The 13,064-nt window shown below is 61.5% G+C and carries 10 protein-coding genes; 7 read left to right on the top strand and 3 right to left on the bottom strand.

What is annotated here, in order from left to right:
• The first annotated feature begins 138 nt into the window (after positions 1–138).
• The 4 genes from VL598_RS13785 to VL598_RS13770 all read left to right on the top strand — a co-directional run bounded on the left by VL598_RS13785 (position 139) and on the right by VL598_RS13770 (position 5,332).
• Positions 139–1,347, top strand: a complete 1,209-nt coding sequence (locus VL598_RS13785) for a pyridoxal phosphate-dependent aminotransferase (protein WP_325327287.1) — start codon at positions 139–141, stop codon at positions 1,345–1,347.
• 207 nt (positions 1,348–1,554) lie between these two features.
• Positions 1,555–2,964, top strand: a complete 1,410-nt coding sequence (locus tag VL598_RS13780; protein ID WP_325327286.1) for a YeiH family protein — start codon at positions 1,555–1,557, stop codon at positions 2,962–2,964.
• Positions 2,965–3,421: 457 nt separating this feature from the next.
• Positions 3,422–4,069, top strand: coding sequence for an alpha/beta hydrolase (locus VL598_RS13775; RefSeq protein ID WP_325327285.1), 648 nt, complete (start codon positions 3,422–3,424; stop codon positions 4,067–4,069).
• Between the two features lie 135 nt (positions 4,070–4,204).
• Positions 4,205–5,332, top strand: coding sequence for a VIT1/CCC1 transporter family protein (locus VL598_RS13770; RefSeq protein WP_325327284.1), 1,128 nt, complete (start codon positions 4,205–4,207; stop codon positions 5,330–5,332).
• Between the two features lie 6 nt (positions 5,333–5,338).
• Here VL598_RS13770 and VL598_RS13765 read toward each other — a convergent pair whose 3' ends face one another.
• The 3 genes from VL598_RS13765 to VL598_RS13755 all read right to left on the bottom strand — a co-directional run bounded on the left by VL598_RS13765 (position 5,339) and on the right by VL598_RS13755 (position 10,203).
• The gene (locus VL598_RS13765; protein ID WP_325327283.1) at positions 5,339–7,603 is read right to left on the bottom strand and encodes an ATP-dependent DNA helicase; all 2,265 of its coding nucleotides are present in this window, start codon (positions 7,601–7,603) and stop codon (positions 5,339–5,341) included.
• Positions 7,600–9,345, bottom strand: a complete 1,746-nt coding sequence (locus tag VL598_RS13760; protein WP_325327282.1) for a VRR-NUC domain-containing protein — start codon at positions 9,343–9,345, stop codon at positions 7,600–7,602. Before VL598_RS13760 ends, VL598_RS13765 begins: the two co-directional genes overlap by 4 nt.
• Positions 9,346–9,477: 132 nt before the next feature.
• The gene (locus VL598_RS13755) at positions 9,478–10,203 is read right to left on the bottom strand and encodes a pirin family protein (protein ID WP_325327289.1); all 726 of its coding nucleotides are present in this window, start codon (positions 10,201–10,203) and stop codon (positions 9,478–9,480) included.
• Between the two features lie 132 nt (positions 10,204–10,335).
• On the opposite strand from VL598_RS13755, the gene VL598_RS13750 reads away from it, so the two are divergent.
• The 3 genes from VL598_RS13750 to VL598_RS13740 all read left to right on the top strand — a co-directional run.
• Complete coding sequence (locus VL598_RS13750) at positions 10,336–11,226, top strand: LysR family transcriptional regulator (RefSeq protein ID WP_325327281.1); 891 nt, start codon at positions 10,336–10,338, stop codon at positions 11,224–11,226.
• A gap of 165 nt (positions 11,227–11,391) precedes the next feature.
• Positions 11,392–12,561, top strand: a complete 1,170-nt coding sequence (mnmH, locus tag VL598_RS13745) for a tRNA 2-selenouridine(34) synthase MnmH (RefSeq protein WP_325327288.1) — start codon at positions 11,392–11,394, stop codon at positions 12,559–12,561.
• An 86-nt stretch (positions 12,562–12,647) separates the two neighbouring features.
• Positions 12,648–13,064, top strand: a 417-nt coding sequence (locus VL598_RS13740) for a permease (protein WP_325327280.1), incomplete at its 3' end; no start/stop codon positions are given.

Genomic DNA, 13,064 nt, shown 5'->3' with positions numbered 1-13,064 from the left:
GTCTTTGTCCGCACATCACCGGGCCTTGGAGAATCGGCAATAATAGGGCGCTGTTGCTTCATTTCCAGATACCCCACCTCATTCACAACGCTGCGCCCGGTTCGAGCACCGGCTCAGCGCGCACAATGACCTAAAAATATGTCGACTACGTCAGCGGTTCCATCGATTGATTTCCCAGGCGCCCGCGATGCGGTGCGGGATCTGCGTTCGTCGCGGATCCGTGAAGTCGCAAACGAGGGTCTCGGCAAAGAGAACGTCCTGCCTTTCTGGTTCGGCGAGTCCGATCGCGTCACGCCTCAGTTCATTCGCGATGCCGCGTGCGAGGCGCTTTCCTCGGGGGCCACGTTTTACACGCACAACCTTGGAATTGCACCGCTGCGCGACGCAATCGCACGCCACGTATCGGCGCTGCACGGGCCGACGGACGTCAATCATGTCGCCGTGACCAGTGCCGGCGTGAACGCCTTGATGCTTGCGGCGCAGTTGATTGTCGGCACGGGGGACCACGTCGTTGCCATCACGCCGCTTTGGCCCAATCTCGTCGAGATTCCGAAGATTCTCGGGGCGCACGTCGAAACAGTCTCGCTCGAATATGGGGCAACGGGGTGGCGGTTGAACATGGAGAAGCTGCTGGAGGCGCTGACGCCGGCCACGAAGCTGCTCGTCGTCAATTCGCCCAATAACCCGTCGGGCTGGGTCATGAGCCGCGATGAGCAGAAGACGGTGCTCGAGCATTGCCGGCGCCACGGAATCTGGATTCTCGCCGACGAAGTCTACGAGCGGCTTTATTACGGCGACGATCGCCCCGATGCCTGCGCGCCGTCCTTCCTCGATATCGCTTCGAGGGACGAGCGCGTGGTCTGCGCGAATTCTTTCTCGAAGTCTTGGCTGATGACCGGCTGGCGCCTCGGCTGGCTTGTTGTGCCCGCCACGCTGATGGATGACCTCGGTAAACTGATCGAATACAACACGTCCTGTGCGCCGTCGTTCGTGCAGCACGCTGGCATTGCCGCGCTGAACGACGGTGGAAGTACAACGAGGCAATTTGTGCGCGATTTGCGTACTTCTCGCGATTACCTCGTGCGCTCGCTTGAAACCTTGCCAGGTGTCAGCGTGACATCGCCGCCGGGGGCCATGTATCTGTTTTTCTCGTTGCCGGGTGCGGCGGATAGCCTCGCACTGTGCAAGTCCCTCGTGCGGGAGGTCGGGCTGGGCCTCGCGCCCGGCAGTGCCTTTGGCCCTGAAGGGGAAGGGTATGTGCGATGGTGCTATGCATGCGACGTCGCGCGCATCGATGCCGGGTTAGCGCGGCTGCGCATGTTTCTCGAAGGGCGGCAGCTCGGCTGAAATTGTCGATGAACTGGCGCCGCGCCGCAATTTCGCCTCTCGTAATCGACAGGGAGACAACACAAATCTGATTGTCTCGTATCGATAGCGCAATAAATTGGTTTGAGCGCCGATTCACCGCGTCCAAAATCCCCCAATCCAGTGCGCCGCGCCAGTTGCTGGGGTGGCGTAATGAAGCGGCATCGTGCCGCGCTTTCGGGGGAGCTAATGACACAATTACGAGGCGCTGCCCATCCCGGGCGAGCAGAAGCAGGTAGGACCGAAGGCCGCAGTACGTTTGCGACAGAAGACTGGTGGGCTGTTTGGATTGGCTTTGGGCTGGTTGCGATTGCTTACGTCGCTTTCGCGGCTGGTGGCACCATCAAGCCACTTGCCGTGGCGCCGGCCAAGTGGAGTGCATTGTCGAGTGTCGCTGCCGATCTCGGCTCGCACGGTCTCTCGTACCTTGCGCTGTGGGCGGTCTTTGCTCTGCTTTTTGGTGTCAGCATCGCCTCACAGGGTGGCTCGGTGCTGCGCTTCGTAGGCGCGTTTGCGGTGCTTTTTGTCGCGTCCACCCTCATGTTCGCGTTCGGTGCCTGGACGCAGTCGCTGCACTATAACCTCGAGCCTCCGCTTGTAGCGCTTGCCGTCGGACTTTTGGTCTCCAACGTCTTCGGCGTGCCGGAATGGCTCAAGCCGGCGCTGCGCGTCGAACTCTTCATCAAGGTCGGCATCGTACTGCTCGGTGCTACGCTGCCGCTGACGTTGCTGGTCTGGGCTGGCCCTGTTGCGTTCGGTCAGGCGACAATCGTCTCGCTCGTCACGTTTTTCACGATTTTTGCGGTCGCCCGCTGGGCCGGACTCGAGCCGCGCTTTGCCGCAGTGCTCGGAGTGGGGGGCGCCGTGTGCGGCGTCTCGGCAGCGATCGCCGTTGCCGGTGCTGTGCGGGCGAAGCGCGAGCACGCTTCGGTCGCCATTACGGTCGTCGTTGTGTGGGCAATCGCGATGGTGTTTGCCTTGCCGTTTGCTGCCCAGGCACTGGGTTTGTCGACCGGCGTCGCGGGCGCGTGGATCGGCACGTCTGAATTCGCCGATGCCGCAGGTATCGCCGCTGCACAAGCGTACAGCGACTTGGCCCGCCATTCGGGCGGCGCAATCGTCGGGTTGCCCGAAGCGTCCGTGCAGGCATTCACGGTGATGAAAGTGATCGGGCGCGATGCGTGGATTGGCATCTGGGCGTTCGTGCTCGCTCTCGTCGCGACCAGCCGTTGGAACGACGAGTCTGACGGGATTCGGACGCGGACGCGCGCGGGCGAGATCTGGGCGCGTTTTCCGAAGTTCGTGATCGGCTTTATCGCCGCATCTGCACTCGTCACGTGGGTCGCCAGTCATTATTCAAGCGGCGATTATCGTACGATCGTCACGCCTGCCTTCGTCGCGCCAATTACAACTCTGCGTGTATGGGCATTCACGTTCTGCTTTCTCAGCATCGGACTTACGACGCGCTTCGCGAGTCTCGCCAAGGCCGGGAAGAAGCCGTTGGCCGCATTTGCTGCGGGCGTCGTTGTCAACGTTGTTGTCGGTTATCTGCTCTCGGCCCATGTGTTCGCGCAGTACTGGGACAGGCTTGCGAAATGACTGCCGTCGTAAATGCCCACGCCCACGCCGATGACTTAGTCGGCGCGGAAAGCGAAAGCGGGACTCTCCCCAGAGCGTGCGGCGTGTCGCCGGACGATGCGTCAGCGCGCTGCGCCGATTGCGGGCACTGGGCAAAGGAACGCGCATCGCTCGAAGCCGATATCCCTGGCCTCGTCTCCCTCGGGTCGGGCTTCGGCGCAAGCGCGGCCGACACGCGCTTGTGTCGCTTGCATGAGAGGCTGACTTCGCCACAAGATCGATGTCGATCGTTCTTCAGTCATTCGACCTGAGCGCTCGGAAGCTTGGGATTTAATTGCTGCTTGCTTGCGTCGGGTGAAGGAACGGTCGATGCTGGGGGTACCATACCGCAGCAGCAGTGTTCGAACTCGAACTCCGAACTTCGCTACCTGCCGCGTTTCAGCCGGCACTGTGAGCGGTTTGGTTCAATGAGGAAGACATGTCATCGTGCATGATCAAGTGGCCGCCGCGGCTCGTCGTTGTGCCTGGGTTATACGGCAGCGACGAAGCGCATTGGCAGTCGTGGCTCGAGCGTCAGTTCATGCGTCCAATCCGAATCGATCAGCAAGATTGGAGTGCCCCCGATCTGCAAGGCTGGACTGAAGCGCTGGCGATACGCCTGTCGCGCGAGCAGGGGCCTTTTGTGTTGGCTGCGCACAGCTTCGGCTGCCTTGTCGCCGCGCAGGCAATCGCGCGTGGCTTGCGCGGCGTCGTCGGTGCGTTGCTTGTTGCTCCAGCGAATCCTGCGCGCTTCAGTGTCGAGGATCAGTTGCATAGCGGGCCGCTCGGCGTGACTGCCATTGTCGTCGGCAGCGACGACGACCCTTGGTTTTCGGCAGATGGAGCGCAAACGCTGGCACGCGGCTGGGGTGCGTCGTTCGTCAATCTGGGCAAGGCCGGGCACATTAATACGGCATCGGGCTTTGGGCCATGGCCGCGCGCCAAGTATTGGGTGGACACGCTTGCACATTGGGCCGCGCCGCGTTGCCTGCCGCGGGACGACACTCCTGCGACGGTGGAGGCAGCCCCAGCGGTGGTGGGAGCCTGCGCGCCTTGTGCTGTGGCGATCGGTAGCGCGACGTTGTAGGGTTCCGGAGCTGCTGAACCCGGAGCCGTCCAACGTTCGGCGACGTCGCTCGCGCGAAGCTTGCGCTACCATCAAAGTCATGCAATGGGCCGGTCTACAGCGAGCCGTGATCGTCGTAGACCGAGGAGCGGCGAAATGGCTTCGAAGCAGGAAATCAAGCGCTTTAAGGCGAACTTGTCGGACGAACTGCATAGCGCCTCGCTCTATGACACGTTTGCGGCAGCGGAGCGAGACGCGGTACGCAAACGTGTTTACCGGGAACTGGCCGAGGCCGAACGTCAGCATGCGCAAGTTTGGTCCGATAAGCTCACGGCCTGCGGCGTCACTCAGCCCGCAACCGGGCGCGCGTTCAAAACTCGCTTGATGCAGGCCCTGGTCAAGACGTTCGGTCCGAAGTTTGTCTTGCCGGCGTTGGCGGCCGCCGAATACGCGGACCGCAACAAGTATGCGGATCAACCCGATGCAGGGCAGCTTGCGGAAGAAGAACGTCTTCACGCAGGGATCGTGCAGGAGCTTGCGCGAGGCCCCGCCGAGGGTATGACGCAGGGAGCCCGCATCGCCGCGGCGGAGTCGTGGCACAAGGGCGTCTCATCGGGCAACGATCTTCGGGCGGCTATTCTAGGTGCCAATGACGGACTGGTCTCCAACTTTTGTCTGGTGATGGGCGTGGCCGGAGCCGGCACGGGCGGCCGCACTATCTTGCTCACGGGTGCGGCCGGACTTATCGCAGGCGCATGTTCGATGGCGTTAGGCGAATGGCTCTCAGTGACGAACGCGCGGGAGCTTGCGAGAACGCAGATCGCGAGGGAAGCCGACGAATTGCGCACATCGCCTGAAACGGAGGAAAAGGAGCTCGTCCTGATCTACCGTGCGAAAGGGCTTGATGTGGCCAGCGCGAGGCGTGTCGCTGCTCAACTCATGCGCGACAAAGACAAGGCGCTCGATACGCTGACGCGCGAAGAGCTGGGGCTCGATCCGGCCGAGTTGGGCGGCAATCCGTGGTCGGCTGGCGCGGTCTCGTTTTGTCTTTTTGCTTTGGGTGCCGTGTTTCCGGTAATGCCGTTTCTTTGGGCGAGCGAATTGGCTGCGATTATTCAATGCGTGTTGCTCAGCACCGTGGGGCTTACCGCAATCGGCATGTTCAGCTCGCTTTTCAACGGCCGCAGTGCTCGCTTCTCGGCGATGAGGCAGGTCGTGATCGGGCTCATCGCCGCGGCGTTTACCTTTGGCGTAGGGCGGGTGCTGGGTGTCTCGGTTTCGTAGCGTGCATCAGGGCACGTGCCACCAACGAGGAAGCAATCGGCGCACTTCCGGCCGCCGGTACCGGTCATCGATCAAATGCAGCACGCCGACGTCATACTCGGTCCGCACAACGCGTCCGGCTGCCTGCACAATCTTCTGCAATCCCGGGTAGAGGTAAGTGTAGTCGTAGCCGCTGCCGAACTTGGCATCCATCACGCGCCGCATTGCCTCGTTGATCTCATTGACTTGCGGTAGGCCCAGCGTCGCGACGAACGCGCCGATCAGTTGATCGCCGGCGAGATCCACGCCTTCAGAAAATGCGCCGCCGAGCACAGCGAGGCCGATGCCGCTGTCCATCGTGCGAAAGCGCGCCAGGAATGCTTCGCGCGCCGCTTCGTCCATACCGGGTGCTTGCACCCAAAGCGGCAGATCGGGGTGGCGTAGTCCGATGACCTCGGCAAGGCGTTCGAGATAACCGAAGCTGCTTAGGAATGCTAAGTAATTGCCGGGTCGCGTCGCATATTGATCTGCGATCAGGTCGGCAATCGGGATCAGCGATTGCTCGCGCTCACGCCATCGCGTCGAAACATGCGCCGCCACGTGAACGGTCAATTGCTCCGCTCGGAACGGACCTTCCACTTCGAGCCATTCCGTCGATTCCGGCAGCCCCAGCGTATCGCGATAGAAATGCTGCGGATGGAGCGTGCCGGAAAAGAGGATCGTGGCATGCGCACCTTCATGTCGGGGGATAAGAAACGGTGCGGGGATGACATTACGCACGCAAAGCGTGGAGGCGTTCAAGGCGCGGCCTCGAACGCGATGGACGGCTGATGTCGTATCGAACAGCGAATGCTCGCCGAACTGCTCCGCGAGCGAAACGAAGTGCGTTATGTCGAAAAAAAGCCGCAGCAGCGTCTCGTCCATCGCAATGGGCGTCTCGGCCATTTGCTCGGTCACTGCACTGATGAGCGTTCGTGCTGCGGCCAAAAAACGCGGCGGCACCTCTGCGTGGACCTGGTAGTCCGCCGTCTGAGCCCGATTGAGCACGTTCCATTCGCGCTGCAGACGTTGCAGTGGCTTCTTGAGCGCAGTCGGCACCGTCTTCATCGCCTGACGCAATGCGCCGGGGTCCAGTGACGCCGTGTACATCTTGCGTGCGCGCTCAAGCAGGTTGTGCGCTTCGTCGACGAGCACGGCCACACGCCATTGATTGATTTGTGCGAGTGCGTAGAGCAGCGCGCTGCTGTCGTAGTAGTAGTTGTAGTCGCCCACCACGACATCGCTCCAGCGCACGAGTTCCTGCGCCAGATAGTACGGGCAGACCTCATGCTCGAGCGCCGCGTCTCGGACCGTTGCGCGGTCGAGACGCCTCCTCGCGAGCGCCGCGCGACGAGCAGCGTGCAGCCGGTCATAAAAGCCACGGGCAAGCGGACACGATTCGCCGTGGCACGCCCGCTCAGGATGTTCGCAGGCCTTGTCTCGCGCCACGAGCTCGAGTGTGCGAAGCGGCAAGTCGCCGGAGCTGGCATGCAGCGTGTCGATGGCATCCAGCGCAAGGGCCCGTCCCGGCGTCTTCGCGGTAAGGAAGAAGACGCGCTCGACATGGTCCTCCGCACAGGCTTTGAGCGCGGGGAAGAGGGTACCTAGCGTTTTGCCGATGCCTGTCGGCGCTTGGATCATGAGTGGCTGTCCGTCGCGCGCGGCGCGGTAGACGGCCACTGCAAGCTCACGCTGACCGCTTCTGAACGAGCCATGCGGAAAGCCGAGTGCCTTCAATGCGGCATTGCGTGCCTCACGGTGTGTTTGCTCCTGCGCTGCCCATTCCAAGAATCGCTCGCACTGCTCGACGAAAAAGGCTGCGAGCGATGCGGCATCGCAGGTCCGGGTCAGCACCGTCTCCTTTCGCGTTGCGACATCGAAGTAGACGAGCGCAATGCAAAGTTCGGCAAGCCCGCGTGTGTGGCACAGCAAGTGTCCGTAGACGAGCGCCTGAGCCCAATGCAGCGCGCGATGATTGTCCGGCAGCGCGTCGAGTTCGCCGCGATAAGTCTTGACCTCTTCCAGACGATTAGCGGATGCGTCATACCCATCGGCGCGGCCGCGCACCGTCAGCTCGCGATAAGTACCGATCAACGTGACTTCGGCCTCATAGCCCGACCCGCGTCGCCCGGCGACGACAGCATGCCCTTCGATGCCTTCGAGCGCGGTGGGCGCCGGAGTGAAGCGCAAATCGAGGTCGCCTCGCTTGGCGGTGAATTCGCACAGCGCGCGAACGGCGACGACGAAACTCATGCCGTCGGCTCCGGCGCTTGCGTCGCCCGAAGGGACGCAGTCGACGTCTCATTGACGATGACCGAATCGCCGCTTGCGTCATGTTCCCATCGCACGTCGACTACGCGCACCGGCATGCCGTGAAGTGCGCAATATTGAAGCCAACGGATTTGATTGTCTTGCAGGCGGTCGCCGGGTCCCTTGACTTCGATGAGCTCGTAACGACCCTCGCGGGGCCAGAAACGAATGAGGTCGGGCAAGCCCGAGCGGTTCTCGCGAATGTCATCGAGCAATCGGATAAACCAGAGCTTCAAATGCGTGGCGGGGAGGCATTCGAGCGCGAGATCAAGCAGTTCAGACGTGAGGGCACCCCAAAAGACGAAGGGCGATTGCAACCCGGCCTTGCCATGAAAATGACGGCGGATCGTTTCACGATAGGCATCGCTGTCAAGCTGCGCAAGGTAGTGAGCGAATTGGTCCGCGCGACGCGCATAAAAATCGGGTGCGAGGAGATCGGCCGGGCCACGCTGAAACGGATGGAAGAACGCACCTGGCACCGGTGCAAATACAGGCTCCCAGAAAAGCAGTCCAAAGAGCGAATTGATGAGCGCGTTCTCGACGTAGTAGACGGGCGCATGCACAGCATGAAGATGATCGCGCACGGCGTATTCGACCGCGAACGGTTCAGCGGACTTACGCAATGTCAGCGTATCGCGCGCAACGGGGGGCGGGGTGGTCGCCGCGCGTGGCGCCTCAAGCCGTAAGCGCCGCATAAGCCGCGGCAACATTCTCGCGATGCGCTGACTTTCCACTTCGTTCTCAGGCTCGGCTGCAGCGTCTGAGGCGAGCGCGAAGGCTTCGTCGAATCGGGCGCAACGCTCCAACACGCGCAAGTGTCGGTAACGGGCTTCGGGCCACTTGCAAAGGGCGTAGACGTTCAGCGCGGCGTCCCAGTCGCGCTGTTGTTCAGCGCGATAGCCGATTTGAAACAGCAGCTTTGCGCGGCGCGTTTCCAACCACTCGTTGTCTATTGCGATCGTATTGGTTGCAGCAAAGAGCGGCGCGATTGAAGCGTCGTCGGCGAGCGCATCGAGCGCCTCCCGGCAGGCATGGAGCGCAAGCCAGGCGTCCACATCGCGGCGCTCGCGAAATGCGCGCGCGGACGGCGCGATCGATACCGTTTCGTAGTTGAACACCCCGAGATCGGCAAGTACGAATTCGGACCAGTCCTGATGCAGGTTGCCGAAGAACATCAGCCTGAGCCGGTCGGTGAGCGCGCCGACCGTGACACGCAACACGCGCTCGCGAGCGCTGCCGTCCCAATCCGTATAGCGTTGTGCTTTCTCGTGGGCAATACGTAAAGCATCGAGCCAATCCGCCTTGCGCGTGGACTTTTTCGCGATATCAGGAAACACGCGAACCAGTTCGGGCCGCGTTGAAAGCGAAAAAAAATCTTCGATCGTGAGCAGTGGATCGAGATCGACCCATCCGAGCGACGCGAGAGGCGCTGCGGCTTGAAGGGAGCAGCCGATCTCTTCATAGACCAAGCGGCTTGTCCGAAAGAGCGTGCCTTGTGTTCCTTGGATACCTTTACGCATCAGCATGCGCACTAGCAACGCACGCGAGTGCGGCGGCAACCGTGCGAATTCGGCGATAAAGGTGCGCTCCGCCGTATCGAATAGATCTTCGTAGCGTTGCGTCAGCCACGCGAGCGCGCGCTCGAAGTTCTGCAGGTAGTAAGGGGACGGGGCTGCAATGACCACGGATGACTCAAACCTGTATATTTGCACAGGGATGATAGCAGAGTGATTCCGCGGGCTTGGCGAGCCATACCGGCGTGGACGTGAAGCATTAAGCGCATCTGCGTCACGCCACGCCGGTTGGTCTTCGTTGGCCTATGACCAAAAATCCGAGACTTCCAGATTACGCAAATCGAACACGAGCACTTCGGCATCGCGTCCGTCCTTGAAGCTCAGGCTTGGCTCTTTGCGCACGCGTGCGCCATCGCCTTCAGCGAGCACAATCCCGTTCACCGTGACGCTTCCGCGTGCAACGTGAACATAGGCGTACCGATCCGATTCCAGATCGAGACGAGCCTCTTCCTCGCCATTGAACAGGCCCGCGTACACGCGCGCGTCTTGCAGAATCTCCAACGAGCCGTTATCCCCTTCGGGCGAGATCACGAGGCAAAGCTTGCCGCGCTTTTCGGCATCGGAAAACGTCTTTTGCTGATAACGCGGCGTGGCACCCGCCTGCGCAGTGGCAAGCCACACTTGCAGAAAGTGCACAGGCTCTTTGGCCGATGGGTTGAACTCGCTATGCGCAACCCCGGTGCCGGCGCTCATCAATTGGATGTCGCCTGGCCGGATGATCGAGCCCGTGCCCATCGTATCCTTGTGCTCCAAGGCACCGTCGAGGACATACGAGAAAATTTCGACGTTGCGGTGCGGATGCTTGCCGAACCCTTGGCCCGGCGCGACGCGGTCGTCATTGATGACAAGCAGATCGGAAAAGCCCAATTGCTGCGGGTCGTAATAGTTCGCGAAAGAAAATGTGTGTCGTGAGCTGAGCCAGCCGTGTTCGGCGCGGCCACGCTCGTTGGCGTGTCTGATTTCAAACATGTTGTTCTCCTGATCGTTGACTAAGAGCAACAGCCGTTCGTTGTCGCTCACCATGATGTCAGTGTAGGTCAACCACAGGTCCTATAATTCGCGTGAAATGGGACTCACTGTCTCGGCATGGTGGACAAACGCATGCAACTCGAGGATCTTCAAATCTATGTCGCAGCGGTGGACGAACGCAGTTTCACGGCGGCCGCCCTCCGGCTTCAGCTTTCGAAGCAATTTATCAGTCGCCGCGTCATGGGGCTCGAATCGGATCTCGGCGTACGTTTGCTAGTGCGCAATACGCGCAAGCTTGCGGTGACGGATCTGGGGCAGGAGTTCTACGAAAGAGCGAAGCGCATCCTGGCGGAAGTGGCGGACGCGGAGCAAGCCATGTCGTCCCAGCGCTCGAACCCGCGCGGCCTGCTGCGCGTCAGCGCGCCGATGTCGTTTGGTGCCACGCATCTGTCTCCGCTCGTGGCCGATTTCATGCGGACCAACCCCGATGTGCGCGTCGACGTGGAATTGAGCGATCGCGTGGTGGATATCATCGGCGAGAGCTTCGACGTGGCGCTGAGAATCGGCACGCTCGCGGATTCGACGCTGATCGCGCAAAAACTGGCGGAGATCCGCATGATTGCGTGTTGCAGCCCGGACTACGCCAGCCGACGGCGGCTGCCCGTGACACCGGCAGACCTCGCGCGCCATCCTTGTCTGCTCTACGGTCAAGAAGGGCGTACAGGTTGGGAGTTCCTCGTCGACGGCACGAGCCGAGCGTTCGAGGTGCGGGGGCCGCTGCGCGCGAACAATGGCGAGGTGATCCGCGAGGCGGCGGTGGCCGGGCTCGGCATCGCTTTGCTGCCCGAGTTCATTGTGGCGTCGGCGCTCAAAAGCGGCGCTTTGCTCGAAGTGCTGAATGACTTCGATTCGCCGCCGCTCGCCCTCTACGCCGTGTATCCCCAGCATCGCGAAAGTGCGGTGACAGTCCGCGCGTTCGCGCATTTCTTGCGCCAGCGGTTCAATCGGGCGCTGCTCGGCTGAGCTGACCAGCATTGGAGGCCTTGTTGCGCTGTGGATCCTCCGCGAGAGGATTCGTCGGCACTGAGCCGAGCCGGCGTCGTATACGGCACCGTGCGATAATGCCGCGTCAACTTTCCTCGGCCGAGGACGCGCATGATGGTCGCGCGCGCCGCCGCACCCGTTTTTGTGAAAAACCTTGTCGTTCCTATCGATGATCTGGCTCTATTTGACGAGATCGTCGACGCGCGCACGCCGCTCGAATTTGCCGAAGACCACATCCCCGGCGCCATCAACGCGCCCGTGCTGAGCAACGAAGAGCGCGTCATTGTGGGCACGCTATACAAAGAGTCGCCATTCGAGGCGACAAAGTTGGGTGCCGCCATGGTGGCGCGCAACATCGCGCATCATCTGGACACGCTCTTCGCGAATCGTCCCCGCAACTGGCGTCCGCTCATCTATTGCTGGCGTGGCGGCAAGCGATCGGGTGCGATGACGGCCTGGTTCAATATGATCGGTTGGCAGGCGCGCCAACTGGACGGCGGCTACAAGTCATACCGCCGTTCGGTCCTCGATCGGCTCGAGAGCCTGCCACTGCAGTTCAGCTATATTGCGCTGACGGGACATACGGGCACCGGCAAGACGCGGATGTTACGGGCGCTTGCCGAGGCGGGCGAGCAGGTGCTCGATCTGGAGGGGCTGGCGCGGCACCGAGGATCGCTGCTCGGCGCATTGCCGGATTTACCGCAGCCTACACAAAAGGCGTTCGACACAGAGCTCGCCTGCGTCTTGTCGAAGTTCGACCCGGCGCGGCCGGTTTTCGTCGAAGCGGAAAGCCGCCGCATCGGCTTCGTTAGCCTGCCGGAATCGCTCCTCAATGCGTTCCGTGCGGGACGCTGCGTGCGCATCGACGCGCCGATCGAGACCCGTGTGAAGTTTCTGCTGGAGGACTACGGTCATCTCTTCGATGCGCCGCAATACTTCAAGGGGCAGCTTGCGAAACTCATCGGTCTGCACAGTCGGCAGACGATCGAGCGTTGGCATGCGTTGATCGAGGCTGGCGAGCGTGCGCGTCTGTTCACCGAGCTGGTCGAGCAGCATTACGATCCGGCCTATGCGCGTAGCAGTTTCCGTTCGTTCGGCGAGCTCGAAGGCCAAGCGGTGACGTTTGCCTTTGATCCATGCGCTCCCGATCGTGTCGATCAAGCGCGCCGGCTCTCGGCGCTTGTTGCGGCAAGCGAAAGCGGCCAACTTGACAGCAAGGTCCGCGAGCCCGGCTCGGCAGGCGCGCATTTAACGGCCCAAACGCGCTCATTCGGGGCGATGGCGTGTCATGTGCCAGAAAAGCCAATTCGGTAAGCTCGCTGCGATCGCCTTTGAGCGACGTATCGAATGCATTTTCGAACGATTACTTAAAAACGAAAGCCAACCACACTCATAAGACCATGCAATCTGTTGCTGAAACTCGGCGAACGCCTGTCTCGCCGATCGCCATCGCCGTCTTTGCGCTTGTTGCCATCGTAGGTCTCTATTACGTCAAGTGGTCGCCGTACTACCATCGAGCGTTCGTCGCAGCCAGTACCCACTCCATCGGCCATTCGATCCTGACAGGTATCGCATCGACGGCAGAGCCGCCCTCCTGGCACGCCGCCGTGAATTACGCGGTGGCCTATGGACGAGCAATTTGGCAGGCATTGGTGCTCGGCTTGTTGCTCGGCTCAGCGGTGCAGACGCTGGTGCCGGCGCAATGGCTTGCACGCTTGCTCGGTCAAGCGGGGTTTCGCAGCGTCGCAGTCGGTGGATTGCTGTCGCTGCCGGGCATGATGTGCACGTGCTGCGCGGCTCCCGTCGTTGTTGGTCTG

Source organism: Trinickia sp. (genome assembly GCF_035492435.1).
Classification (GTDB): domain Bacteria; phylum Pseudomonadota; class Gammaproteobacteria; order Burkholderiales; family Burkholderiaceae; genus Trinickia.
This window is presented reverse-complemented; position numbering and strand designations above follow the sequence as displayed.